The sequence below is a fragment of the Paraconexibacter sp. genome (assembly GCF_041602235.1).
GTDB lineage: Bacteria > Actinomycetota > Thermoleophilia > Solirubrobacterales > Solirubrobacteraceae > Paraconexibacter.
Genome location: NZ_JBFIGP010000033.1, coordinates 1 through 23,991, shown reverse-complemented (window position 1 = coordinate 23,991; position 23,991 = coordinate 1). Strand labels below are relative to the sequence as shown.

The 23,991-nt window shown below is 73.2% G+C and carries 23 protein-coding genes, 1 tRNA gene and 1 pseudogene; 21 read left to right on the top strand and 4 right to left on the bottom strand.

The window, feature by feature from the left end; genetic code table 11:
* Window positions 1-378 precede the first annotated feature (378 nt).
* The 6 genes from metG to ABYE80_RS04690 are packed head-to-tail and all read left to right on the top strand — an operon-like array spanning window position 379 to window position 6,155.
* On the top strand, window positions 379-1,884 hold the full coding sequence (gene metG, locus ABYE80_RS04715) for a methionine--tRNA ligase (protein WP_372789076.1): 1,506 nt from the start codon (window positions 379-381) through the stop codon (window positions 1,882-1,884).
* Window positions 1,881-2,630, top strand: a complete 750-nt coding sequence (locus tag ABYE80_RS04710; protein ID WP_372789075.1) for a TatD family hydrolase — start codon at window positions 1,881-1,883, stop codon at window positions 2,628-2,630. The genes metG and ABYE80_RS04710 overlap by 4 nt, the downstream gene beginning before the upstream one ends.
* Window positions 2,627-3,478, top strand: coding sequence for a 16S rRNA (adenine(1518)-N(6)/adenine(1519)-N(6))-dimethyltransferase RsmA (gene rsmA, locus ABYE80_RS04705; RefSeq protein WP_372789074.1), 852 nt, complete (start codon window positions 2,627-2,629; stop codon window positions 3,476-3,478). Before ABYE80_RS04710 ends, rsmA begins: the two co-directional genes overlap by 4 nt.
* Entirely contained in the window at window positions 3,478-4,374 is an 897-nt protein-coding gene (locus ABYE80_RS04700; protein ID WP_372789073.1) for a 4-(cytidine 5'-diphospho)-2-C-methyl-D-erythritol kinase, read from the top strand. Before rsmA ends, ABYE80_RS04700 begins: the two co-directional genes overlap by 1 nt.
* Window positions 4,371-5,927: a VTT domain-containing protein gene (locus ABYE80_RS04695; RefSeq protein WP_372789071.1), complete on the top strand. Its 1,557-nt coding sequence runs from the start codon at window positions 4,371-4,373 to the stop codon at window positions 5,925-5,927. Before ABYE80_RS04700 ends, ABYE80_RS04695 begins: the two co-directional genes overlap by 4 nt.
* Before the next feature lie 3 nt (window positions 5,928-5,930).
* Complete coding sequence (locus ABYE80_RS04690) at window positions 5,931-6,155, top strand: hypothetical protein (protein ID WP_372789070.1); 225 nt, start codon at window positions 5,931-5,933, stop codon at window positions 6,153-6,155.
* 57 nt (window positions 6,156-6,212) lie between these two features.
* Here the strand turns inward: ABYE80_RS04690 and ABYE80_RS04685 are convergent, their stop codons facing one another.
* The 3 genes from ABYE80_RS04685 to ABYE80_RS04675 are packed head-to-tail and all read right to left on the bottom strand — an operon-like array spanning window position 6,213 to window position 10,076.
* The gene (locus ABYE80_RS04685) at window positions 6,213-6,962 is read right to left on the bottom strand and encodes a hypothetical protein (protein ID WP_372789068.1); all 750 of its coding nucleotides are present in this window, start codon (window positions 6,960-6,962) and stop codon (window positions 6,213-6,215) included.
* Window positions 6,963-6,966: 4 nt separating this feature from the next.
* Entirely contained in the window at window positions 6,967-7,164 is a 198-nt protein-coding gene (locus tag ABYE80_RS04680; protein WP_372789066.1) for a hypothetical protein, read from the bottom strand.
* A gap of 26 nt (window positions 7,165-7,190) precedes the next feature.
* Window positions 7,191-10,076 carry an AAA family ATPase gene (locus tag ABYE80_RS04675; RefSeq protein WP_372789064.1) on the bottom strand — a complete coding sequence of 962 codons (2,886 nt, stop codon included), beginning with the start codon at window positions 10,074-10,076 and terminating at the stop codon, window positions 7,191-7,193.
* A 106-nt stretch (window positions 10,077-10,182) separates the two neighbouring features.
* Here ABYE80_RS04675 and ABYE80_RS04670 point away from each other — a divergent pair, with 106 nt between their 5' ends.
* The 10 genes from ABYE80_RS04670 to ABYE80_RS04625 all read left to right on the top strand — a co-directional run bounded on the left by ABYE80_RS04670 (window position 10,183) and on the right by ABYE80_RS04625 (window position 19,250).
* Window positions 10,183-11,424 (top strand): PucR family transcriptional regulator, encoded by a 1,242-nt coding sequence (locus ABYE80_RS04670; RefSeq protein ID WP_372789063.1) that lies wholly within the window; start codon window positions 10,183-10,185, stop codon window positions 11,422-11,424.
* A 158-nt stretch (window positions 11,425-11,582) separates the two neighbouring features.
* Window positions 11,583-12,374, top strand: coding sequence for an MTAP family purine nucleoside phosphorylase (locus ABYE80_RS04665; RefSeq protein ID WP_372789061.1), 792 nt, complete (start codon window positions 11,583-11,585; stop codon window positions 12,372-12,374).
* Window positions 12,375-12,377: 3 nt separating this feature from the next.
* The gene (locus ABYE80_RS04660; RefSeq protein ID WP_372789059.1) at window positions 12,378-12,947 is read left to right on the top strand and encodes a DUF2064 domain-containing protein; all 570 of its coding nucleotides are present in this window, start codon (window positions 12,378-12,380) and stop codon (window positions 12,945-12,947) included.
* Window positions 12,948-13,003: 56 nt separating this feature from the next.
* Window positions 13,004-14,188 (top strand): EAL domain-containing protein, encoded by a 1,185-nt coding sequence (locus ABYE80_RS04655; RefSeq protein ID WP_372789057.1) that lies wholly within the window; start codon window positions 13,004-13,006, stop codon window positions 14,186-14,188.
* A 95-nt stretch (window positions 14,189-14,283) separates the two neighbouring features.
* Complete coding sequence (locus ABYE80_RS04650) at window positions 14,284-15,012, top strand: hypothetical protein (protein ID WP_372789055.1); 729 nt, start codon at window positions 14,284-14,286, stop codon at window positions 15,010-15,012.
* Between the two features lie 188 nt (window positions 15,013-15,200).
* A tRNA-Gln gene (locus tag ABYE80_RS04645) sits at window positions 15,201-15,271 on the top strand.
* Between the two features lie 68 nt (window positions 15,272-15,339).
* The gene (gene glmU / locus ABYE80_RS04640; RefSeq protein WP_372789054.1) at window positions 15,340-16,725 is read left to right on the top strand and encodes a bifunctional UDP-N-acetylglucosamine diphosphorylase/glucosamine-1-phosphate N-acetyltransferase GlmU; all 1,386 of its coding nucleotides are present in this window, start codon (window positions 15,340-15,342) and stop codon (window positions 16,723-16,725) included.
* A gap of 113 nt (window positions 16,726-16,838) precedes the next feature.
* Window positions 16,839-17,816, top strand: a complete 978-nt coding sequence (locus ABYE80_RS04635) for a ribose-phosphate diphosphokinase (protein WP_372789077.1) — start codon at window positions 16,839-16,841, stop codon at window positions 17,814-17,816.
* Between the two features lie 16 nt (window positions 17,817-17,832).
* On the top strand, window positions 17,833-18,153 hold the full coding sequence (locus ABYE80_RS04630) for a hypothetical protein (RefSeq protein ID WP_372789052.1): 321 nt from the start codon (window positions 17,833-17,835) through the stop codon (window positions 18,151-18,153).
* Between the two features lie 116 nt (window positions 18,154-18,269).
* Window positions 18,270-19,250 (top strand): transglycosylase family protein, encoded by a 981-nt coding sequence (locus tag ABYE80_RS04625; RefSeq protein ID WP_372789050.1) that lies wholly within the window; start codon window positions 18,270-18,272, stop codon window positions 19,248-19,250.
* Window positions 19,251-19,300: 50 nt separating this feature from the next.
* On the opposite strand, the gene ABYE80_RS04620 is transcribed toward ABYE80_RS04625, so the two are convergent.
* Window positions 19,301-19,600 (bottom strand): DUF4235 domain-containing protein, encoded by a 300-nt coding sequence (locus ABYE80_RS04620; RefSeq protein WP_372789048.1) that lies wholly within the window; start codon window positions 19,598-19,600, stop codon window positions 19,301-19,303.
* Window positions 19,601-19,730: 130 nt separating this feature from the next.
* On the opposite strand from ABYE80_RS04620, the gene ABYE80_RS04615 reads away from it, so the two are divergent.
* The 5 genes and pseudogenes from ABYE80_RS04615 to ABYE80_RS04595 form a co-directional block, all read left to right on the top strand.
* On the top strand, window positions 19,731-20,462 hold the full coding sequence (locus ABYE80_RS04615) for a hypothetical protein (protein WP_372789047.1): 732 nt from the start codon (window positions 19,731-19,733) through the stop codon (window positions 20,460-20,462).
* Window positions 20,463-20,508: 46 nt separating this feature from the next.
* On the top strand, window positions 20,509-20,961 hold the full coding sequence (locus ABYE80_RS04610) for a hypothetical protein (protein WP_372789046.1): 453 nt from the start codon (window positions 20,509-20,511) through the stop codon (window positions 20,959-20,961).
* 42 nt (window positions 20,962-21,003) lie between these two features.
* Window positions 21,004-22,938, top strand: a complete 1,935-nt coding sequence (locus ABYE80_RS04605) for a glycoside hydrolase family 2 protein (RefSeq protein WP_372789044.1) — start codon at window positions 21,004-21,006, stop codon at window positions 22,936-22,938.
* Window positions 22,939-23,048: 110 nt separating this feature from the next.
* Entirely contained in the window at window positions 23,049-23,732 is a 684-nt protein-coding gene (locus ABYE80_RS04600) for a 50S ribosomal protein L25 (RefSeq protein ID WP_372789042.1), read from the top strand.
* A 3-nt stretch (window positions 23,733-23,735) separates the two neighbouring features.
* Window positions 23,736-23,991, top strand: a pseudogene (locus ABYE80_RS04595) (peptidyl-tRNA hydrolase); the annotation flags it as partial.

Below are 23,991 nucleotides of genomic sequence, written 5' to 3'. Positions count from 1 at the left end.
GTGGCGCCCGTCGCCGGTCCGGCAGGTCGGCGCGGCCGCAGACCCCACGAGCGCACGCCGCCCGTCGCCCCGGCGCCGATCTCGCAGCCGCGGCCGGCGCCGACCTCGCCACCCGCACCGCTTCCGGCCCCCGTTTACGCCGTGCGCCGTCCCGTCCCTGGGGCCGCGGTGCCGCGCGCCCGGCCCCCCGAGGCGGCGACCCCGGCCGACGTCCCGTGGCCGGCCTGGCTCGGCCTCGCCCTCCTCGCCGCGGCCATGCCCGTGACGGTCGTGGGCACTCGCCGGCGACGCGCCCGATGCGCCAGGGCCCGCGGCGAGGTCCCGGCCTGACCGCGCGCGGCCTGCGGGGAGCGGTGGTCCCGTAGCCTGTCGTCCCCGATGGGCACCTTCTACGTCACCACGCCGATCTACTACGTGAACGCGGCGCCCCACCTGGGTCACGCCTACACGACGATCGCCGCCGATGTGCTGGCCCGGCACCACCGTCAGCGGGCGCAGGACGTCTTCTTCCTCACGGGCACCGACGAGCACGGGGAGCCCGTCGCGCTCGCCGCCGAAGCGCTGGGGGTCACGCCCAAGGAGCTGGCCGACCAGAACGCCGAGCGGTTCACCGCGCTCGCCCCGCGTCTTGACGCGACCAACGACTTCTTCATCCGCACGTCCGACCCCCGCCACGTCGAGGCCGTCCAGGCGGTGCTGGCCCGGGTGAAGGACAACGGCTACGTCTACGAGGGCGAGTACGAGGGCTGGTACTGCCCGCGTTGCGCGGACTTCAAGTCCGAGACCGAGATCGCCGACGGCAACCGGTGCCCCATCCACGAGATCGAGCTCACCCGCGAGAAGGAGACCAACTGGTTCTTCGCGCTGTCGCGCTTCCAGGAGCCGCTCGAGCAGCTCTACGCCGAGCGCGAGGACTTCGTCCTGCCGGCCTCGCGGCGCAACGAGGCCCTGTCGTTCATCCGGTCGGGGCTGCGCGACGTGTCGCTCAGCCGCTCGACGCTCACCTGGGGCGTGCCGGTGCCGTGGGACCCCGAGCAGGTGTTCTACGTGTGGTTCGACGCCCTGCTGAACTACGTCACCGCGCTGCAGTTCGCGCGGGAGGGTGAGGACCTGACGGACCACTTCTGGCCCGCGAGCGTCCACATCATCGGCAAGGACATCCTCAAGTTCCACACGGTCTACTGGCCGGCGCTGCTCATGGCCGCCGGGCTCCCGGTCCCCGAGCGCGTCTTCGTGCACGGCTTCCTGCTCGGGAGCGACGGGCGCAAGATGAGCAAGTCGCTCGGCAACGTGCTCGACCCGTTCGAGGTCATGGACCGCTACGGAACGGATGCGCTGCGGTACTACCTGCTGCGCGACGTCGCCTTCGGGTCCGACGGCAGCGTGTCGATGGAGGGCGTCGTGTCCCGCTTCGAGGGCGAGCTCGCCAACGAGCTCGGCAACCTCGCGAGCCGCACGATCGCGATGGTGCTGCGCTACCGCGACGGCGCGGTCCCGTCGTGCGCCGTGGATCCCGTGATCTCCGACGCGTTCGCCTCGCTCCCGGCGACGGTCGCCGAGCGGGTCGACGCCGTCGACCTCACGGGTGCGCTGGATGCGATCTGGGAGCTGGTCCGCCGCCTGAACCGCTACGTCGAGGAGACGACGCCCTGGGTCCTCGCCAAGGACGAGGCGCGCGCCGGCGAGCTCGACACCGCGCTGGCCTCGCTCGTCGCCGGCGTCCGGACCCTGTCGGTCCTGCTGCACCCCTGGCTGCCCGAGGCGACCGAGAAGCTGCGCGGGGCGCTCGGGACCCCGTCGACGGGCTACACGGACGCGGAGCTCGTCGCCGGCGGCGTGGCCCGGGTCGAGAAGCTCGCCCCGCTGTTCCCCAAGACCCAGTGATCGACTCGCACACGCATCTGGACTCGTGCGCCGCACCCAACGCCGAGCTCGTCGAGCAGGCGCGGGCCGCAGGCATCACGCGGATCCTGACCGTCGGCATGGACGAGGCCACCAACCGCACCGCGCTCCAGGCCGCCGAGACGTTCCCCGAGGTCTTCGCGGCGGTCGGCCGGCACCCGAACGCCGCCGAGGGGTTCGACGATGCCGCCTTCGAGGACCTCGTCACGCTCGCGGAGCATCCCCGCTGCGCGGCGATCGGCGAGACCGGCCTGGACTACTACCGCGACACGGCGCCGCGCGCCGACCAGCTGCGGGCCTTCCTCGCCCAGATCGAGCTCGCGCACGAGACCGGCAAGCCGCTCGTCATCCACACGCGCGCAGCGGAGGAGGACACGATCCGGACGCTGCGGGAGCATGCCGTCGGGGTGACCGTCCTGCTGCACTGCTTCTCGATGCCCGACCGCTGGGAGGAGTGCGCCGCGGAAGGCTGGTGGTTCAGCTTCGCCGGCAACGTCACCTACCCCAAGGCCCGGGACCTCGCGCACGCCGCGGCCCGGGTCCCGGCCGACAGGCTGCTCGTCGAGACCGACGCGCCCTACCTGACGCCGCAGGCGGTTCGCAAGGAGCGCAACCGCCCGGAGTTCGTCACGCACACGGCCCGTTTCGTCGCCGAGTGCCGGGGACTCTCCTACGACGAGCTCGACGCGCTCGTGACCGCCAACGCTGCGACCCTCTTCGCGTGGTGAGCGACGACGGCCCCGCCCAGCCGACGCTGCGTCGGGTCCGCGACTTCGGGATCCGCCCCAAGCGCGACCTCGGCCAGAACTTCCTGATCGACTCGAACATCCTCGGGGTGATCGAGCGTGCCGCGGAGCTGGCGCCCGACGACGTGGCGCTCGAGATCGGTGGGGGGGTCGGGGTGCTCAGCGAGCACATCGCGGCGGTCGCGTCGCACACCCACGTGGTGGAGGTCGACCGCTCGCTGGAGCCCGCGCTGCGCGACGCGCTGGAGCCGTTCGCGCAGCGCACGACGCTTCACCTGGCCGACGCGATGGCGCTCGACCTCACGGCGCTCGATCCGCAGCCGACGAAGGTCGTCGCGAACCTCCCGTACGGGATCGCGGCCGGCGCGATCCTGCGCACCGTCGAGGACCTTCCGGGCGTCACGCGCTGGGTCGCGATGGTGCAGAAGGAGGTCGGGGAGCGCTTCGCGGCCCGGGCCGGCACCGCGGCCTACGGCGTCCCGAGCGTCCTCGCCCAGCTCGCCTGCGACGTGCGCGTGCACCGGGCCGTGGCGCGCACCGTCTTCTTCCCGGTCCCGAACGTCGACAGCGTCCTCGTGCTGCTGGAGCGCACGCGTCCTGCCCCGGAGCCGGGCTTGCGCCAGCTGGTGCAGCGCGCGTTCGCGCACCGGCGCAAGACGGTGACCAAGTCGATCGCGATGTCGGGCGGGCTCGACGGGATCGCGCGGTCGGGCGACGAGCTGCGCGACGCGATCCGTGCCGCGGTCGTGGATCGCGGGCACCCTCCCGACGTCCGCGCGGAACGACTGGAGCCGGAGGACTTCCGGGCCGTCTGGGGTGCGCTGCGGTGATGCGGACGGGGGCGCCGGCGAAGATCAACGTGTGTCTGCTGCTGGGGCCGACGCGCGCCGACGGTCGCCATGAGCTGGTCACGGTGTTCCAGGCGCTGGACCTGCAGGACGACGTGTCGCTGGAGGCGATCCCGGCGGCGGACCGTGACGAGGTCGTCTGCGTCCCTCCCGTCGACGGCGAGAACCTCGCGGTGACCGCTGTGCGCGCGTTCCGCGCCGCGACCCGATGGGACGGGGACCCGGTCCGCATCACGATCACCAAGCGCATCCCGGTGGCCGGCGGCATGGCGGGCGGCTCCTCCGACGCGGCCGCGGTCCTGCGCCTGCTCGCCGAGCACGCCGAGAGCGCGGACGGCTTGACGGTGTCCCAGACCGAGCTGCGCGTCATCGCGGCCGGGATCGGCGCCGACGTCCCGGCACTGGTCGAGCCGGGCCGGTGGCTGGGGACGGCCGCGGGCGAGGTCGTCGAGCGGCTGCCGGACCTGGCGCCCGGGCGCAGCGCCTACGTGATCATCACCAGTGATGTGGGGCTCTCGACGCCGGACGTGTTCCGGGAAGCCGATCGGCTGGGTCTGCCGCGGGACGCGACTGCCTTGAACGCCGGGGCTCAGGCGATCCGCGCGCGTGCGGGAGACCTGCCGCGCGCCCTCTGCGTCAACGAGCTGGAGCCCGCGGCGCTGTCGCTGCGTCCGGACCTCGTGCCGACCCTCGCCGCCTTGCGTGGCGCCGGGGCCGAGGTGGCGCTGGTGAGCGGCAGCGGGCCGACCTGCGTCGGGCTCTACGACGAGCCGCGGCTCGCGAGTCGCGCCGCCACGATGCTGGCCTCGCGGTTCGGTGAGGACCGCGTCCAGGTCGCCGGTCCCCTGCTTCGCTCCCGGACCCAGGGGCCGGCGTGAAGCCGTCGTTCTTCGTGGCCGCAGCCGTCGCGGCGGCCTTCGCGTGGCGTCGGCGCCGCCACCTCGAGCCCCCGCTGCTGATCGGGCTGGCGATCTTCGTGGTCGGCTGCATCGTGTACGGCAGCGGTCTCGTCCATCCCCCGGACCTCGAGAAGCTCCTGGAGGACCTCGGGAGGACGCTCGGCCAGTGGACGTACCTGGCGGTGGGCGTGCTCGCCTTCCTGGAGACCGGCGCCTTCATCGGGCTGCTCGCGCCGGGGGAGACGGCGATCATGGTCGGAGGCCTGGTCGCCGGGCAGGGCGAGATCCAGATCGTCACCCTGATCGCGATCGTGTGGACGGCGGCCGTCGCCGGGGACGTGACGAGCTTCTTCATCGGCCGCAAGCTGGGCCGGGAGTTCCTGGTGCGCCACGGACCGCGCTTCCAGATCACGGCGCCGCGGCTGGCGCAGGTGGAGGGCTTCTTCGAGCGGCACGGCGGGAAGGCCGTCCTGATCGGTCGGTTCGTCGGCATCGTCCGGGCGGTGGCGCCGTTCCTGGCCGGGTCCTCGGGCATGAAGTTCCGGAGGTTCCTCCCCTACGACATCATCGGGGCCGGCCTGTGGGGCGCCACCTTCTGCCTGCTGGGGTACGCCTTCTGGCGGTCCTTCGACCAGCTGGTCAGCGTGGCCAAGCAGGGGGCGTTCGCGCTCGGGTCGACGATCACCGTGGTCGTGGTGGTCGTGGTCGTCGTCCGCTGGCTCCGGGACGCCGAGAACCGCGACCGCCTGCGCGCCTGGTTGCACGAGCAGGAGCAGCGGCCGCTCGTCGGCCCGGTCGCGCGGCTGGCCCGCAGGGTGTACCGGCGCGTGCGCGGCCCGGTCCGGTTCCTCTGGGACCGCGTGACCCCGGGGCAGCTGGGCCTCGAGCTGACCACGCTGGTCGCCATCGTCGTGGTGGGGCTGTTCAACCTCATGGGTCCCCTCCTGACGCTGCGCAAGGACGCGTACGTCGCCGGTGACCTGAGCGCGTTCGACGTCGTGCGGCGACTACGTCACGACTGGCTCAACGACGTCGCGATCGCGATCTCGGACATCGGCCAGCTCGCGGTGAGCGGGTCGGTGCTGGTCCTGGCGGCCGTCGTGCTGCTCGCGCGCCGCCGTCTCGTGGAAGGCGCGGTGCTGCTGTCGGGGATGGTCCTCACCGTGATCGCGGTCGACGTCATCAAGGAGCAGCAGGCGCGTCCGCGCCCCCTGGGAGCGTTGATCGACGTCGGCGAGACCTACGCGTACCCGAGCGGGCACGCGGCCTACGGCGTGGCGTTCGTCGCGGTCGCCGTGGCGGTCTCGCGCGCGCTGCCGGGACCGGTCTACCGGGCGCTGCTCGTCGTAGGGGCGCTGGTGCTCGCGACGGCGGTGGCCCTGTCGCGGGTGTACCTCCGCGCCCATTACCTGAGCGACGTGCTCGGAGGCGTGGGCCTGGCGATGGCGTGCTTCGGCCTGTGCGGCATGGTGGGACTCATCGTCGCCTTCCTGCGCAACAATGCTGCCGGTGACACGGGACGCGCAAGCTGATCGATGAGCAACGAGGCGATCACCTACATGGTGGCCGGGATCTGCGGGGTCTTCGCGATCGCCGCCTACGTCGGGCTGATCCTGGTCCCCGCATGGGGGTCCTATCAGCGCTGGTGGGAACGGTGCGCCGCGTCGTTCCTGTCGCTCTACGTGCTCGTCGCGTTCGCGATCGTCGGCGTCGGGGGCGGCGCGACGATCGTGTGGTTCTGGGATCGCATCAGCGTCTGAACGCGACGACGGTCGCCGGACGACAGGCGTCCGACGACCGTCTGCGTCGACCGCCGGTCAGTCGGTCAGCGTCTGGACCTTCGTGGCGACCAGCGAGCGCCGGAACGCCGTGAGGCCGAAGGCCGGGTCCGGCGTGCACCGCACCCCGTAGCCGCTGCCCGCCGCGACCTCGGTCGCCGCCAGCAGGGGGAACGCCTGGGTGTCGTTGGTCTGCGTGTTGGGCCCGAGCACCAGGTTGCCCGTCCTGTCGAGCACCTCCAGCAGGTCGCCGCGCATGACGAACAGCTCGCAGAAGGCGAGGCTCGAGTTGTTGGTGGCCGACCGGAGCATCACCTTCGCCTGCAGCACGTAGTTGCCCGCGGACTGCAGGGTGCCGCCGATCACCTCGACCGCCTGGTTACCGGCGACCGCCTGGTTGCCCGCGACGTACGCGGAGAAGGCGTCGCTCGGTCCGCGAGGGCCGACGTCGCCCTTGGCCCCGGCCGGACCGGCGGGGCCGGCGGCACCGGCCGGGCCGGTCGCACCGGCGGGGCCGGCGGGGCCCGCGGGGCCGGCAGGACCGGCCGGGCCGGCCGGACCCTGGCCGCCCTTGAGGGCGGCGACTGCGGCCGTCGAGAGGTCGGACGTCCCCAGCGTCCGGTTCTTGATGTCGGCCCCGGTGAGGCTCGAGTTCTTGATGTCAGCCCCGGTCAGCGAGCTGTTCTTGATGTTCTTGCCGGTCAGGAGCTTCGCGGCGGTGGCGCTACCGGCCCCCGCGAACACCATCGCGATCAGTGCGACGAGCATCGCCGCACTGGGGCGAGGCACACGTCTAGGCAGCATGGTCTGGGTCCTCCTCGGTAGTGGAATCGCCCGCCGCGTCGCGTACCGCCTGCTCGAGGGCCTCGAAGAACCCGAGCCATCCGACGAACGGATGGACCGGGCCGCCGGGCTCCTGCACCTCACCCTCGATCGGCCGGCTGGCCAGATCGACGGCGAGACGCAGTGCGGTGCGCTTCGGCTGGGACACGGCGGGAGCCTTGCGGCCGCCGTGGCTCAGGTCATGAGGGGGAGACCCTCATCTTCTCCTTGCGGCCGGCCCTGGGGGTCCCCCCCGAGGGCGTCCGCGAGAGCGTCACGGGAGGCGATGCCGAGCTTCGCGTAGGCCCGGCCGAGGTGGTTCTCGACCGTCTTGGGAGTCACGAAGAGCTCCTGGGCGATCTCCCTGTTGGTGCGACCGAGGGCTGCCAGCTCGCAGACGCGGCGCTCGCTGGCGGTGAGCGCATCGGCGCCGCTGAACTGCAGCCGTCGGGGGCGGGCGCCGGCGACGAGCAGCTCCTCGTGCGCCCGCTGCACCAGGACCTTGGCCCCGCAGGCCCGCGCCGCGTCGAGGCCGTCCTGCAGGATCGCCCGTGCATCCTGGCGCAGGCCGTCCCGCCGCTTCCTGGCGCCGAGGTCCACGAGCGCCTTCGCGTGATCGAGCTTCGCCGGCGCGGTCGACAACGTCTCGACGGCCCGCGCCAGCAGGTCGTGGGCAGGTTCGGCCGCCGGCTCCACGCAGCCCGCGGCGTGCAGCCACGCCCCGACGGCCCCCGCCGTGCCCCAGCGGCGCGCGTGCGGTTCGTGCTCGGCGACCAGGCGCGACGCGCGGTCGTGGTCCCCGAGCGCCAGGGCCGACCGTGCCGCGTCGAGCCGCCACGGCACGCCGGGGTTGTCGGCGTGCAGCGTGCGGTCGCGCTCCAGTCCGGACAGGAACGCCTCCATCGCCTCGGCGTGGCGGCCCTGCGCGGCCCGGAGCCGGCCGAGCGCCCAGAAGGCCGTGTTCATCTGGACCAGCCGGGGCAGGTGCTCGCCGACCCAACTGCGGGCGATGACCTCGTCCGCCTCGTCGAGCGCCCCGACCTCCACGAGCGGCAGCACCAGGAACGCGTGCAGCATGGGGTGCACGAACGGCGGGATCCCCGGGACGGACAGCCCGCGCCGGGCCTCGGCCTCGGCGTGCGCGACGTCACCGGCACGGTAGGCGAGCATCGCCGCCATCGTGCACGACGCCGTCAGCCCGAAGACCGAGCCGGTCCTGGCCGCGTCCTGCGCCGTCGCCGCGATCGTCGCCGCCGCGAGATCGTGGCGCTCGGCGTACCCGAGCACCCAGGCGGCCTGCAGCACCGCGATCGAGTCGGAGCCGGCTGCGGCGACGGCGCGGCCACCGCCCAGGGAGCGCTCGGCGTACCCGGCCGCCTCGTCGGCGGTCCCGCCGAGCCACAGCCACGTCGCGACGTTCGACAGCACCAGCAGCTCGGCGTCCGTCTCTCCGGGCAGGTCGGCGAAGCCCATGATCCGGCGTCCGCAGGCGGGACCCGCGTCGTGCAGGAGCTGTATCGATCCGTGTTCGGCCTCGAGCGTGAGGAGGACCTCGCGCGGTCGCTCGACCGTGCGGGAGAGCTCGCCGTCGACGACCGCTCCGGCCTCGGGCGCATTGCCGGTGGAGAAGGTCGCCCGGGCGAGGTCGATCGCGAGCTTGGGGCGCAGCTCCTCGTCGGTCGTGGTCCCGAGGGCCTCGCGCAGGAGCCCCAGCGCACCGAGGGGATCCTCGCCGGCCAGCCACGTCGCACGTCCGAGCTCGGCGAGCAGCACGGCCCGGTCCTCCGCCTCCAGGGGCTCCTGGAGCGCCCGCTGCAGGTAGCGGGCGGCCAGGTCGGCGGCCCCCTGGTTCAGCGCGGTCCGCGCCGCCTCGCGGAGGGCCAGGGCGGAGTCGGGCGATCCCGACGGGGAGGTGGCGAGCAGGTGCGCGGCGATCTCCGACGCGGGCGCGGAGCGTTCCTGCAGCAGCGCGGCCGCCCGGGCGTGCAGCGTCTCTCGCTCGGTGAGGGAGAGGTCGTGGTAGACGGCATCACGCAGGATGGGGTGGGCGAAGCGCAGCGGCGGCGATCCCGCGAGGATCGCCGCCCGCGTCAGACCGCGGGCCACCTCGTCGCAGTCGGTCTCCGTGAGCCCGGCGAGCAGCCCGGCGAGCCGATGATCGGCGGTGCTGCCGAGGACCGCGACGGCGCGGGCGAACTGCGGGGCGTGCGGTGATGCGCGAGCCAGGCGGAGCATCAGCGAGTGGGAGACGGTCTCCGGCCCCAGGCCCGCGACGCGTCGCGCATGGGCGGCGACCGGCGCGATCCCGTCGGCGGCGAGCGCCGTGCGGAGCTCCGTCACCAGGAACGGGTTTCCGCCGGTCGCCTCGTGGCAGGCCGCGGCGAACACCGGGTCGACCCGTGCGGCGCCGCCGAGCATGGTCGCGACGGCGTCCTCGCTGAGCGGCGCGGGCCGGACGCGCTCGGCCGCCGGGTCGGTGAGCAGCTCACCGAGGACCCGGTCGTCGCTGGACGCCTCCCCGGAGCGGACCGTGAGCGCCACCAGCACCGGGAGTCCGCCGAGGCGACGGGCCAGGTAGGCCAGGAACCTGAGCGACGGGGCGTCCGCCCACTGGGCGTCGTCGACCGCGATGAGCACGGGGCGGATCGCGGCCAGGTTCGAGACCAGCCAGTACAGGCCGTGACGGACCGCGAACGCCTGATCGTCGGCGAGGCGCCCGCTGGAAGCGTCGTCGAGGGCGAGGGCCCGGAGCCCGTGCCGTGCGGGCCCCGCGAGCAGCCGGGCGCGCACCTGGCGGTCGGCCGTCGCGACGGTGCGTTCGAGCAGCTGGCGGACCACGCCGTAGGCGAAGTCGCGCTCCAACTCGCCGCCGCGCGCCGCGAGCACCTGCATCCCGCGGTCGGACGCCGTGCGGCGTGTGCGGTCCAGCAGGCGCGTCTTGCCGGCTCCGGCCGGGCCCTCGAACGTCAGCAGACGCCCCTCCCCGGCTGCGACCGCGGCGACGCAGCGCGCCGCCGTCTCGAGCTCGTCGGTGCGCTCGAGCAGCTCCGATTCGCTGTCCCTGACCCCCGCGTTCAGCACCAGGTGCCGACACTACCGTCGCGGATCGACCCCGTGGCGCTCATCCGCGAGCGGGCGGTCGCGTGCAACCCGACCGGCTCGGGCTCGTACTCTTCCCGGAGCCTTCATGCCCACTCCTCCCAACACCGAGGCCGCCGACGGCCTCGACATCACCGCCCTCGATGCGGTCACCGACGCGGTGGAGTCCGGCGCCGGGCTGCCCGAGATCGTGCGCGCCGCGGCCCGCGCACTGGGTGCGAGCCTGGTGCTGGCCGACAGGGCGGGCACCACGCTGGCGGTCGCCGCGCGCTCGACGGCCGACGAACGCGCGCTGGCCGCCGGAGCGTCCGGGGTGGAGGTCGTCGAGCTGCGCGTGGCCGACGAGCCGGTCGGCACGCTGCGGATGCGGGTGCGCGGCACCCCCGACCCGATGCTGCCCGCGGTGATCCGTCTCGTCACCGGGCTGATCGCCGGCGAGGTCGAACGGCTGCGGGCACCCGAGCGCGCGTCGCAGGAGGAGGCGGGGCGGTTCCTGCGGGACGTGCTCGACCGCAACGTCACCGACCGCGAGGAGATCGTCGAGCGGGCCGCCGCACTGGGCTTCGATGCCGAGGCGGGGGCGAGCCTGCTGGTCGCCCGCGCGCACCCGAGGGTGACGACGGAGGACGGCTGGCGTGCCCGCGTGCTCGCCGTCGCCGAGCGCGGCGCGCGCGCCGTGGCCCCGACCGCGGTGGCGGCGCTCAACGATCTGCGCGAGGGGCCCGGGGCCGAGATCGTCATCCTGCTGCCCAGCGTCGACGAGGACACGTCGGTCCGCGCCGCGGCCGCCGTGCTGCGAGAGCTCGAGGCGTCCCTCGCGGGCTTCGCGTTCGCGGTCGGACGCAGCCGCCTGGCGGAGGACCCCACGGATCTGCACCGTGCCGGGAACGAGGCGCTCCTGGCGGCCAACGTCGCCGAGGGCGGCGACGAGCCGGTCCTCTCGTTCGAGGAGACCGGCGCGTATCGCCTGCTGCTGAGCGCGATGAGCGAGGACCCCGCGGAGCTGCAGCGGTTCTACGCGGAGACGGTGGAGCCGCTCGTCGCCTACGACGAGCAGTACGAGACCGACCTCGTGCAGACCGTGGAGGCCTTTCTCGAGGCCGACGGCAACGTCGCCGGGACGGCCCAGCGGCTGTTCACCCACCGTCACACGATCCGCTACCGCCTCGAGCGGGTGCGCGACCTGTCCGGCCTGGACGTGGGGTCGACGGACGGGCGCGAGAAGCTCTCGCTCGGCCTCAAGGCCATGCGGGTGCTCGGCATCTCCCACCGCGGGGGTCCCGCGAGCGAGGCGGGCAGCGTCGGCGGTCGGGTCCCCCGGCGCTCCTGAACGACGCCAGGCGGTGGTCACGCGCCACATCGCCACGGCGATGCGCCAGCTCGGCGGGCGGGGTCCGTCGCCCGCGGGGCGGGAACCTACCCACGGGGACACCCATGCTCTGCGCCTCCGACCGGGGCGTGCGCGCGGTCGCGCGTAGAGTGCCGCCCATGCGCATCGGGATCATCACGGGATCGGGGACCTACGCCCTCCCGGACTTCGAGACGAGCGGCACGACCGAGGTCGCCACGCCCTTCGGTGCGGCGCGCATCACCGCCGGGAGCTACGCCGGAGCCGACGTGCTCCACGTCGCCCGCCACGGTGATGGCCACGCCCGCCTGTCCAGCGCGGTCGCCCATCAGGCGAACATCTGGGCGCTGCGCGAGCAGGGCGCGCAGGCCATCCTCGCGGTGACCGTGTGCGGAGCCTGCGACACGTCGGTGCCGCTCGGTTCGCTGATCGTGTTCGACGACCTCCACTTCCTGCAGAACCGCCTCCCGGACGGCTCGCTGTGCACGCTGCACACCGAGCCCGGGCAGGCGGGGCGGGGCCACTGGATCTTCGATGGTCCGTTCAGCGATCCGCTGCGTCAGGCTCTGCTCGCGGGCGCGCGCGACATCGGACACCCCGTCCGCGACGGCGGCTGCTACGGCCATGTCGACGGACCGAGGTTCAACACGAGGACGGAGATCCGCGTGCTGATGCAGGCCGGGGTGACCGCCGTCTCCCAGACCGCCGGGCCGGAGACGACGCTGGCGGGCGAGGCGAAGATCCCCTACGCCCTGCTCGGATACGCCACCGACTACGCCAACGGCGTGGCCGACGAGGCGACCCCGGTGGAGGAGCTCATCCGCCTGGTGGGCGAGAGCACGGCGACGTTCGCGCGCACGCTGGCCGCCGCCGTCCGGGAGCTGGACGGGCAGACGGTGCCGCAGAACGGCACCCACTTCTCCTGGGACTGACCGGTGCCGCACCTCGCCGCGATCGTGCTCTACGCCCTGGCGGCGCCGCGGGATCCGGGGCTGGACGAGCTGCTCGGCGAGGCGCACGCGACCGCCCTGCGGGACGAGCTCGCGCTCGGGGCGCGTCGCTGGGCGGCGCGGGTCGCGCCGGACGTCGCGTTCGAGGCGACGAGCGTGGACGCGGCGGGCATGGCCCTGCACGACCACGAGGGCCCCGTGCTGCTGGTCGCCCCCGACGTGCCGAGGCTCGACGAGGACCTCGCCCGGTCCGCCGTGTCCGACCTCGACGACGGCGCCCTGGTCGTGATCGGCCCCTCGTCGGACGGCAGCCCGTTCCTCGTCGCGCTTCCCTCCGCCGACCCCGACGCGCTGGCGCTCGTGGGCACGGGCATCGAGCAGCTCGCCGAGCATCCGCGGATCGGGGAGGCCGGGGTCGGCATGCTCCGCTCCGAGCGCCGGCTGGTCACGCCGGGCGACGCGAGAGCGTACGCCGCCGACCCGTTGGGGCACCCAGATCTGCTGCGGCACCTCTCCCGGGCCCTTCAGGTCCGCGGCCCCCGTGCCGATAGGTAGGGATCCCCTTCACGCCTGCGCCGTCGACGCGGCGGCGCCTGTCCCAGGTTGCGCCCATGACCGATCTCCGCGGACCGCTGGTCGAGACCGCGCGCCGCGCACGCCGTCCCCGGACGGAGTCGCCGCCGCCGCAGGACTCCGAGTGGGTCGCGGCGCTGCAGCGCGTCCTCGACGAGCCGCAGCGCGTACGGGTGCACTTCCAGCCGATCGTCGACCTGCAGCGCGGGATCGTCCGCGGCTACGAGGCGCTCGCGCGGTTCTCCGAGATCCCCGGCGCGCCGGTCGTCTCGTGGTTCGAGGCGGCTGCCCGTCTCGGCTACGCCGGGGCGCTCGAGGCGCAGGTCGTCAGCGCGGCGCTGATGGCGCGCCCGCTGCTGGTCCGCAACCGCTTCATCTCCGTCAACCTGAGTCCCGCGGTGCTCACGCACCCCGCGGTCATCAAGGCCCTCGGTGGCGCGCACCGGCTCGACGCGATCGTCGTGGAGCTCACCGGACGCGCCGACCCGTCGAGCCTTCTCGCGGTCCGCGGGGCGGTCGACGAGCTGCGTGCGCGCGGCGCCCTCCTGGCGGCAGGCGACGCCGGTGCTCCCGGCGGGGTCGACGACGTCCTGGCGCTCCGCCCGCAGTTCCTCAAGCTCGGCGGCTCCCTGACCCGGGACATCGCCGAGGATCCGGCGCGCGTCGACGCGGTCGAGGCGCTGGCGCACCTGGCGACGCGCCTCGACGCCCAGCTGGTGGCCGAGGGCATCGAGACGGACGAGCAGCTCGACGCGCTGGCCGGGCTCGGCGTCCCGCTCGGCCAGGGCTACGCGCTGGCCCGCCCGACTCCCGCCATGGTCGACATCGACCGCGAGCTCGTGCAGCGGTTGCGGCGCCGCGCCGCCTCCGACAGCGCCACGGCCGGGCTGGGCCGCCTCCTGGAACGGGTCCCGGGCGTCCCGGAGGGGCCGGGTGCGGTGAAGCTGGCGTTCGGCGCGCAGGCGCATCTCGAGCACGTGGTGCTGCTGGGCGCCGAGCAGCAGCCCGTCGGCATCATCGACCGGGTCGCGCACGCCCGCGGCGCCCCGGTCCGCCTGCCGCTGTGCGTCGCGCCGGACGTCCCCGTGGCCGAGATCGCGAAGCGCGCGATGGCGCGACCCCTCGTGTGCCGGTGGGACCCGGTGGTGTGCGTCGGACCGACGGGTGCCTACCAGGGCGTGGTGCCGGTCGAGCGCATCGTCGTGGCGCTCGCGGGCGCCTGACCCACCATCCGTCCACCCGGCTTGCGCCCGCGGTGGTGCTGGACGATCCTTGTGGTGCCCACGGAGTGATCACGGAAGATCAGGAGGGCGCACGGATGCATGTCGCAGGACACGACCTGGCCGCCTTCGGCGGGTCGACAACCTTCACGTTTCGCGGGGTCCTCCCGTCCGCACCGGTCGATCGCGACACGGTGGACGGAACCCGGCACCTCGACCCCAGCCCGGTCGCCGCGCCGGCGCAGGACACCGACGCGGTGCTCCCCACGGGCCGTCTGGACCTCATCCGCGCGCTCGTCGGCCAGATCGTCGGTCGCGCGCTGCGCGTCGCCGAGATCGACGCCATCGCCGAATCGGTGCGCCCGGTGGAGCTCGCCCTGGACCGTGCCGCGCAGGCGCAGGCGGCCGCGCGTCGCGCCGAGCAGCGCGAGCAGCCCGTGATCGCCTGGGCGGCCACGTTCGAGCTGCGGGGACCACGGGACACAGGCGTGACCGCCGCGGTCGGCGGAACGCTCGCACGGGAGGACGGCCGCGCCGTCGAGATCGAGGCCCGGGTGCTCGGCGAGGGGGACGCGGCGGTCGAGCCGATCCGCGTCGATGTCGAGCTCGACCCCGAGGGCCGCGCCACCCGCGTCCTGCTCGCCGGTCGAGCGCTGGGCGCACCGGGCGCGGTGGCGGCCGCGGCCGACGCACCGTGGTCCGAGCTGCCCGTCCGCGTCCACGCCGCCGACGGCTCGTTGCGGGTGACCAGCCTCGGGACCGACCGTGCGGTCTCCGCGCGCGCCACGGGCCCGGACGTCGACCGGGGTATCGACATGGTCGCCTGAGGGCGCACAGATCTTGCCGACCGGTTGAGGGACCGGTCACGCGAGCGGGCGGTGGAGGAGGGTCCACCACCCACGGACGGTGGCTCGTGGTGCGGTTGAGGGACCGCGCCACGAGCCGTCCGTCGTTCCGGGGACGCCCGCCGGCTCGTCCCGGCGCGGTGGCGAGTACGGCATCATGGGACGGACGCTGGGGAGTGGTGTAACGGCAGCACAGGACTCTTTGGAAGTTCTTGTCCCGGTTCGAATCCGGGCTCCCCAGCCTCGGTCCGTTGCCCCGCCACGCCCCCGCAGGTCCGTGCGGCGCGCAGCGGCGTAGCATCCGCAGGCGTGAACGCGCCCGTCGTCGTCGTGATGGCCGCCGGGAAGGGCACCCGGATGCGGTCGAAGACCCCGAAGGTCCTGCACGACCTGTGCGGCAGGCCGATGGTCGCCTGGCCGATCGCCGCCGCGCTCGAGGCCGGCGCGGCCAAGGTCGTCGTGGTGGACGGGCCCGATCGGCTGCTCGCCGACCACCTGCCGGCGGGCACCGTGCACGTGGTGCAACCCGTCGCCGACGGGACCGGTGGCGCCGTCCTGGCCGCCGCGGAGCACTTCGAGCCACAGCGGCCCGTCGTCGTCCTCTCGGGCGACGTGCCCCTCGTCCGCGCCTCGGTGATCTCGGAGCTCGTCGCCGCGCACGCGGCGGCCGGGGCACGCGCGACGATGGCGACGACCATGCTGCAGGACGCCACCGGGTACGGGCGGGTCGTCCGCGACGCCGACGGTGCGTTCGAGCGGGTCGTGGAGACGAAGGCTCCCGGGGATGCCGATCCGGAGCACCTCCTGATCGGGGAGATCAACACCGGCATCTTCGTGTTCGACGGCGCCGCGGCCCTCGACGTGCTCCCGCGCATCGGCACCGACAACGCGCAGGGGGAGAAGTACCTGCCGGAGGCGCTCGTGCTGCTCCGGGGCGACGGGCTTCCCGTGCACGCCCACGTCGTCGACGACCAGGACCTGGTGCTCGGCGTCAACGACCGCGTCGACCTGACCCGTGTCCGCGCGATCGCCCAGCAGCGCATCCAGGACGACCTGCAGCGCTCCGGCGTGACCATCGTCGACCCGGCGTCCACCCACATCGACGTGACGGTCACGCTCGGCCGGGACACGGTCGTGGAGCCGTTCTGCGTGCTGCGAGGATCGACGCGGGCCGGCGAGGACTGCGTGATCGGGCCGTCCACGACGCTGCTCGACGTGCGGATCGGCAGCGGATCGAAGGTCGTCCACGCGTACGGCACCGACGCAGAGATCCACGACGGGGTGAGCGTCGGTCCGTTCGCGTACCTGCGTCCCGGGACCGTCCTGCGCGACGCCAGCAAGGTCGGCACGTTCGTGGAGATCAAGAACTCCGACATCGGGCCGGGCGCCAAGGTCCCGCACCTGTCCTACATCGGCGACGCCGACGTGGGGGAGAAGGCCAACCTGGGGGCCGGGACGATCACCGCCAACTACGACGGGCGCAACAAGCACCGGACGACGATCGGGGCACGGGTGAAGGGCGGCGTCGACACGTCGTTCGTGGCTCCCGTCACGGTCGGGGACGACGCCTGGACCGCGGCGGGATCGGTCATCACCAAGGACATCCCCGACGGGGCGCTCGGTGTGGCCCGGGCCCGGCAGACGAACATCGATGGGTTCGCCGAACGGCAGACCCCGGAGGTCAAGGACGCATGAGCAGCACGCCGCCCCTCACCGAGTCCCTGCTCCCGACCACGATTCCCGCGTCGCAGCGCACGACGTCGGCACCGGACCGTAGACTCGCGCCCGCTGTGAGCACGAGCCTCCCGATCGACTACGACAAGAAGCTGATGCTGTTCAGCGGCCGCTCCAATCCGGAGCTCGCCGCGAAGATCGCCGACAAGCTCGGCGTCGATCTCGGGCCCGTGACCCTGAAGACCTTCAGCAACGGCGAGGTCTACTGCCGGTACGAGGACTCGATCCGCGGAGCGGACGTCTTCATCATCCAGCCCACCTGCGGCAATCCGGAGACCGGGGTCAGCGCCAACGACGCGCTGATCGAGCTGCTCTGCATGATCGACGCCGCCGTCGGCGCCTCGGCGCACCGGGTCATCGCGGTCACCCCGTGGTTCGGCTACTCGCGTCAGGACAAGAAGAGCGCGCCGCGCGAGCCGATCACGGCCCGTCTCGTGGCGCGCATGCTCGAGGCCGCCGGTGCCGACCGCGTGCTCACGATGGACCTGCACGCCGGCCAGGTCCAGGGCTTCTTCAGCGTCCCGGTCGACCACATGACCGCGCTGATGATGCTCAGCCAGTACTTCGCGGATCTCGGCCTGTCGGACCTGGTGGTGGTGGCCCCGGACGCCGGCCGCGTGAAGCTCAACAAGAAGTTCGCGGTCAAGCTCGGGGCGGAGCTCGCGATCCTCGACAAGGAGCGTCCGGCCCAGCAGGTCGCCGAGATCGGCTACGTCATCGGTGACGTCAAGGGCAAGACCGCGGTCATCCTCGACGACATGATCGACACGGCCGGGACGTTGCGCGCCGCGGGTCAGACCGTCCTGGACGAGGGCGCGTCGCGCGTGTTCGCGGCGGCGACGCACCCGGTGTTCTCCGGGAAGGCGTACGAGAACCTCGCGGCGAGCGGGTTCGAGCAGATCGTGGTCACCGACACCATCCCGCTGCGGGCCGGGGCACCGGAGAACATCCGCGTCCTGAGCTGCGCGGAACTGCTCACCGACTCGATCCGCCGGATCTTCACCGACGACTCGGTGTCCGAGGTCTTCGGCGGCGAGAACCAGCTGTTCTGAGCACGGCGGTCGCGCCTTGACCTCCACGGCCGCGTCCGTCCTCATGGAGCGTCTCGGGCTCGACGACGAGGAGCTCTGCCGGGTCCTGGACGTCGACCCGCTGACCGTGATCGGCGGGGACCTCGACCACCGTCCCGAGCTGCCGATCCTGCTGGCGCTCACGAGCGAGGCAGCAGAGCGGGTCCACCCGGACGCGCTGCGTCGCTGGGTGCGGACCGCGGGGCCCTCCGGACGTCCGATCGATCATCTGCTGCGCCGGGACTTCCCGGCCTTCGAGGACGCGCTGGAGACGCTGGGGACGCGGGGTTTCGTCGTCCGCGCCCGCGACGATCGCTGACGGCGAAGTTGCAGACCGCGGGGGCGTCTGTCCTACCCTGAGGGGTCACCGCGCCCCGCGCGGTCGGTATGTCACGCCCTCCTCGCCTCCCATCCGTCGCTCTCTTCGCCGCCGTCGTGATCGCCGCGATCGCGCTCGGCGCCGTGATCGTCCCCGCGGGCAACGCCCAGGACGCGGACGCTCTGCGCCAGGAGATCGAGCAGCGCGAGCGGCGTGACGCGCGGCTCGGGTCCCAGGCGGAGCGCCTCGGGGTCCTCGAACGTCGGATCTCCGGCCAGGTCGCCCTGCTGCAGCGGCGCCTGGACGTCGCCCAGCGCGAGTTCGACGCGGCGCAGGGACGGCTCGCACGGACGAAGGAGGAGCTCGGCACGGAGCGCGCCCGCGCCCTGCGCCTGCGGCGCCGGCTGCAGGAGGCTCGCGAGGTCCTCGCCACCCAGCTGGAGGCCAACTACAAGGCCAGCGCGCCCGACATGGTCACCGTGGTCCTGAACAGCGACGGGTTCGCGGACCTCATCGAGCGACGCGAGTTCTTCCGCCGCGTGCGCCGCAACAACACCGAGATCCTCGACGTCGTGCGCGACGCCCGCAAGGACGCGAAGGGCGAGGTCAGGCGACTGGCGCGGCTGGAGCGCCGGCGGGCGACGCTGGCCGATGCCGTCGAGCGGCGCCGCAACGCCCTCGCCGCGATCACCTCGGCCGCCCAGACGCGCCGCGAGGCCGTCGCGGAGGCGCGTGCCGCCCGGCTGGCGCTACGGCGCGCCAACGCCACGGCGAGGAAGCGCGCCGGGCGGACGCTCAAGAAGCTGCTGGCGGAGCAGGCGAAGGCCCGGGTGTCCAACGTCGGCCCCGGCGGGCCATGGGCGATCCCGTGGGCGATCGTGCAGTGCGAGTCCGGCGGGCAGAACCTGCCGCCCAACAGCGCCGGAGCGTCCGGGTACTACCAGTTCATCCCGTCGACGTGGAAGGGCGTGGGCGGCAGCACGCCGCACGCCTACCTGGCCTCGAAGGCCGAGCAGGACCGGCTGGCCGCCAAGCTCTGGGCGGGGGGCAGCGGGGCCCGCAACTGGGACTGCGCGGCGATCGTCGGGCTGCTCTGAGCGGTCCCGCACGGCCCACCGGGGGCCGCGCCTGCGGGGACCGCGGGTCCTCAGGCCTGCCGCTGGTCCTTCGGAGGCTTCGGGCCGGCCCAGATCCCGGTGAAGTAGTGGAACGCCCGGACGCCCATCCGGTCGAAGGCGGCCTTCGTGCCCGCGTACGTGGCGGCCTCGATCGCGGACGCCGCGACCGCCTTGCCGACGGGTGCGCCGGCCTCGGTCGGGCGCGGCGGCGTCCCGTCGTCGGAGTCCTTGTCGAGCGCGACCCAGATGGACGTGAAGAGCTTGGCGGCGAGCTTGCCCGCGACGACGCTGAAGACGATGCCGAACGGCTTGTAGAGGAGACGGCCCATGCGGGGGACCCTACCCGCAAGGCCCGGCGGTCCACCTCGGACTTGCGCAAGCCGTCCTGGTGGTCGATAACCATGGTGCAGGGTCGCCTTCACCATCGAGAGGCGGCACACGACGGACGAGGAGGCGACGATGGACGAGCACGAGCACGAGCACGGGGACGCGGCCGGCGCCGAGGAGCTCCTGCGACGCGCGCTGCTGGACCCGGATGCGTCCGCCGCGCTCGCACTGCGCGTCGACGGACTGGCGCTGTCGGAGGCGATGACGGTGATCTTCCACGGTCGCCTGGATCTCGGGACCGTGCAGACGTACGTCACCCCGGGCCAGGTCGGGGCGGGCAGCGCCGTGGCGCCCAGCGCGCTCTTGCGGGTCCCGTGCGACCTCGACCTCGCCGAGGCCCAGGATGCGGCCGACGCCCAGGACCTCTACGCCGAGCAGGCGCGGGCGCTACGGGACGCCCTCGTCGCAGCCGACACGGTGCTCGCGGTGTGGAAGGACGCGCTGGCGTCCATCGCCGACGCGCCGATCGGGGTCAACCGCGCGGTCGATCTCCCGCTGCGCCTCCCGGCGCACCGCCTCATGCCGGTCGCGCTCGTGGAGCCCGAGCAGCAGTTGATGATCGCCCCGGTCTGCGGTGCTCGCACGCTCGCCGAGGGCAGGCCCCCGCTCGGCATCGCGTGCGCGCAGCAGGACGTCGCCCACGTCTATCCGCTCCCGGACGATCCCGAGCGGTGCCTGGAGGATTTCCGTGGTCGGGCGGCCGAGCACGCCCACCGCCTGGCCGGCCAGCTCGAGCACCAGGAGCAGTCGGTACGCCGCTTCCTGGAGATCAGCGGCCTGGACGACCTGCCGCAGGCGGGGTGAGGGGTCGGCGCGGCGGAGGTGCGCCGCGGTCTAGGCTCCGCGGCCGATGCGTCGCCGTCTGCCGCTGATCGTCCTCGCCACGATCGTCTTCCTCGTGATCTCGGGCCTGCTCGCCCGGTGGCTGTCCACCGAGGGGCGTGAGCGCGACGAGCTGCTCGGGGTCCTGCGGGCCCAGGTGGACGGCGATGCGCAGCGGATGCTCGCGGCGATGGACCCGTCGTGCCGGGCATCCCCGGCCTGTACCGCGCAGGTCCGGCGCAACACGGCCCGGCTGCGTCTGGCGGGCGAGCTGAAGATCCTCAACGTGCAGTCGGAGACCGCCTACGCCTTCGGGTCGGCGACCGGTCAGACCCGGGTGGTCTGGACGGTGCTGGACCGTGGCATACCCACCGTGCAGTGCGCGACGGTGCGCCGTGGCGGGAACGTGCTCTCCGGGCGATCGATTAGCGTGCTGGCCCTCAGCGCCCCGATCGAACGCGAGTCCTCCTGCCCGGGGTAGCGCAACTCGGGGGTGCACCACGTGTCGTCTGCCAGCGAACCCATGCGCCGCTCTCCCGTCATCGCCGCCGTCCTCGCCGCGTTCGCCGCAGCCGCTCCTGGCGCGGTCGCGCAGACCGATCCTGCCGTCACCACGCCGCCGCCCGCGGCGCCGGCGCCGCGGGTCGAGACGCCCAAGCAGGGGAAGCTCTACGAGCAGGGGCCGACCAACCGGTACCTCCTCGCGGGGACCTGGCTGTTCCGTCTCGATCAGGCCGAGGTCGGGCTGAAGGAGGGGTTCCAGAAGCAGACGGCGACCACCGGCTGGTCGGTGACGACGGTCCCCAGCGCCTGGAACGCCACCGACGAGTCCGTCGAGTCCATGTCGGGCACCGTCGGGTGGTACCGCAAGGACTTCCGGCTCCCCTCCAGGTCCAAGCGCTTCAGCTACGTGATCCGGTTCGAGTCGGTGAACTACCGCTCGCGGGTCTGGCTCAACGGCAAGCCGGTCGGCACCAACCGCGGCGCCTACCTCCCGTTCGAGATCCGGCTGCCGTCCGGTCTCCTGAAGCGCTCCGGCACCAACCGCCTGGTGATCCGGGTGGACAACCGCCGCTACCCCACGGACTTCCCGCCGTCCGGGCTGTCCGCCACGGGGACGCCGACCGGTGGGTGGTGGAACTACGGCGGCATCCTGCGCGAGGTCTACCTGCGGCGGATCGACCGGATCGACTTCTCGACGGTGCAGGTGCGTCCGGTGCTGCGTTGCACCACCTGCGCGGCCGACGTGCAGTACCGGGTGGTGCTGCGCAACTACGGGACGAGCGCCGTCAAGGTGCGGCTGACCAGCCGGTTCGGCTCCCGCAAGGTCGACCTCGGCACGAAGTCGATCGGCGCCAAGCGCTTCGCGGCGTTCACCCGCACGATCCGGGTGAAGAAGCCGCGACTGTGGTCTCCGACGCGCCCCTATCTCTACGCGGCTCCCGTGCGAGCGAGGATCGGGAAGAAGACCGTGGCCGGGTACGACCTCGAGACCGGTGTGCGCTCGATCCGCGTCAACGGGGCCGGGCGCCTGCTGCTCAACGGCAAGCCGCTGAACTTCCGGGGCATGGGGGTGCACGAGGACCACAGGACCCTGGGCTTCGCGATCGACGACGCGGCGCGGCGCCTGATGGTGCAGGAGACCCAGGAGTCCGGGGCGACACTGCTGCGCGCCCACTACCCGCTGCACCCGAGGATCCACGAGCTCGCCGACCAGAAGGGCCTGCTGATCTGGTCGGAGATCCCGGTGTACGCCGTCAAGACGCAGTACCTCAAGCAGAAGCTCGTCCGCGAGCTCGCGGCGCGCGAGCTCGAGTCGAACATCCTCACGAACCAGAACCACCCGTCGGTGATCGTCTGGTCGGTCGGCAACGAGCTGAGCGCCCGGCCGGGCGCGGTCCAGGGCTACTACCTGGCGCGGGCGGCGCGGGCGGCCAAGCGGCTCGATCCCACGCGGCCCGTGGGCTACGCCGTGGCCGGGTACCCGGCCGCCGGCTGCCAGCGGGAGTACGACCCGCTCGACGTCATCGGGGTCAACGAGTACTTCGGCTGGTATCCGGGACCCAACGGCCAGATCGCCGATCGCACGCTGCTGCCCGAGTACCTCGACTCGGTGCGCGCGTGCTATCCGAAGAAGGCGATCGTGATCAGCGAGTTCGGGGCGGAGGCCAACCGCAGCGGGCCGGTCGAGGAGAAGGGCACGTTCGAGTTCCAGTCGGACTTCGTGAACTACCACCTCGGCGTCTACGCGACGAAGCCGTGGCTCTCGGGCGCCGTCTACTGGGCCCTGAAGGAGTTCCGGGTGCGGCCGAACTGGGACGGCGGCAACCCGCGCCCCAACTCCCCGATCCACGAGAAGGGCCTGATCACCTTCGACGGGGTGCGCAAGCCCGCGTTCTTCGAGGTCCAGCGGATGTACCGCGGCACCGACCAGTTCGGCAGCGGTCCGGCGCGGTAGCGCCGCGCCCTGCTCGACCGCAACGCGTCGGGGGCGAACCTTCCGCTACCCTTCCTCGCCGTTTCGGACTGCGCATCCGCGCGTCCGTGCCCCCACAGAGACAGATCATCATGGCCAAGAACGAAGCGACCAAGCTCGACGTTTCCACCCGCACACCGGGACACTCCCGCGGCACGCGCCGACTGCGCCGCGAGGGCTTCGTGCCCGGGGTGGTCTACGGTGGCGGAGCCGAGCCGATCAGCTTCCAGGTGGGCGAGCGCGACCTGCGCCACGCTCTGGCGGAGACGGGCGCGGTGTTCGAGGTCGTGGTCGACGGCGGTAGCGCGGAGCCCGCGATCCTCAAGGACGCACAGCGGCATCCCGTCCGCGGCGAGATCGTGCACGTGGACTTCCTGCGCGTCGATCTCAGCAAGTCGATCCACGCCCCGGTGCTCGTCGAGCTCACGGGCAGCGAGGACTCCGTCGGCGTGCGCGAGGGCGGCATCCTGCAGCAGCTCGCCTCCGAGCTGAACGTCGAGGCCCGTCCGGTCGACATCCCGGACGTCATCACGGTCGACGTGTCCGGCATGGACGTCAACGACACGCTCGCGCTCTCCGCCATCGAGGCGCCGTCCGGGGTCACCTTCCTGGACGACCCGGAGGAGACCATCATCGCCACGATCACGCCGCCGCGTCTCGTCGTCGAGGACGAGGACGCCATCGAGGGCGAGACCGAGGTCATCGGCGAGGGCGGCGACGAGGCCGAGGCCGAGGCGGGCGACGACGCCGGCTCCGGCGACGACGCCGGCGAGTAGCGCGTGCGCCTTCGCGGCGCCGCGTCATCGCCCGTCGACTGGCTGATCGTCGGTCTCGGGAACCCGGGGGACCGCTACGCGCGGACCCCGCACAACGTGGGGTTCGAGGTCGCCGAGCTGCTGGCCGAGCGGTGGGGCATGTCCAAGCCCAAGGCGAAGTTCTCCGGCCGCTATCGCGAGGGCAGGATCGGTCATCCGGGCTCGACGCTCGTCCGCGTCGGGCTCCTGGAGCCGCAGACCTTCATGAACGAGTCCGGGC

Excerpts from the sequence above, each read along its gene's own strand:
- metG (WP_372789076.1), top strand. The coding sequence starts at position 379 with ATGGGCACCTTCTACGTCACCACGCCGATCTACTACGTGAACGCGGCG.
- ABYE80_RS04700 (WP_372789073.1), top strand. The coding sequence starts at position 3,478 with ATGCGGACGGGGGCGCCGGCGAAGATCAACGTGTGTCTGCTGCTGGGG.
- ABYE80_RS04690 (WP_372789070.1), top strand. The coding sequence starts at position 5,931 with ATGAGCAACGAGGCGATCACCTACATGGTGGCCGGGATCTGCGGGGTC.
- ABYE80_RS04670 (WP_372789063.1), top strand. The coding sequence starts at position 10,183 with ATGCCCACTCCTCCCAACACCGAGGCCGCCGACGGCCTCGACATCACC.
- ABYE80_RS04665 (WP_372789061.1), top strand. The coding sequence starts at position 11,583 with ATGCGCATCGGGATCATCACGGGATCGGGGACCTACGCCCTCCCGGAC.
- ABYE80_RS04655 (WP_372789057.1), top strand. The coding sequence starts at position 13,004 with ATGACCGATCTCCGCGGACCGCTGGTCGAGACCGCGCGCCGCGCACGC.
- ABYE80_RS04650 (WP_372789055.1), top strand. The coding sequence starts at position 14,284 with ATGCATGTCGCAGGACACGACCTGGCCGCCTTCGGCGGGTCGACAACC.
- ABYE80_RS04620 (WP_372789048.1), bottom strand. The coding sequence starts at position 19,600 with ATGGGCCGTCTCCTCTACAAGCCGTTCGGCATCGTCTTCAGCGTCGTC.
- ABYE80_RS04615 (WP_372789047.1), top strand. The coding sequence starts at position 19,731 with ATGGACGAGCACGAGCACGAGCACGGGGACGCGGCCGGCGCCGAGGAG.
- ABYE80_RS04610 (WP_372789046.1), top strand. The coding sequence starts at position 20,509 with ATGCGTCGCCGTCTGCCGCTGATCGTCCTCGCCACGATCGTCTTCCTC.
- ABYE80_RS04605 (WP_372789044.1), top strand. The coding sequence starts at position 21,004 with ATGCGCCGCTCTCCCGTCATCGCCGCCGTCCTCGCCGCGTTCGCCGCA.
- ABYE80_RS04600 (WP_372789042.1), top strand. The coding sequence starts at position 23,049 with ATGGCCAAGAACGAAGCGACCAAGCTCGACGTTTCCACCCGCACACCG.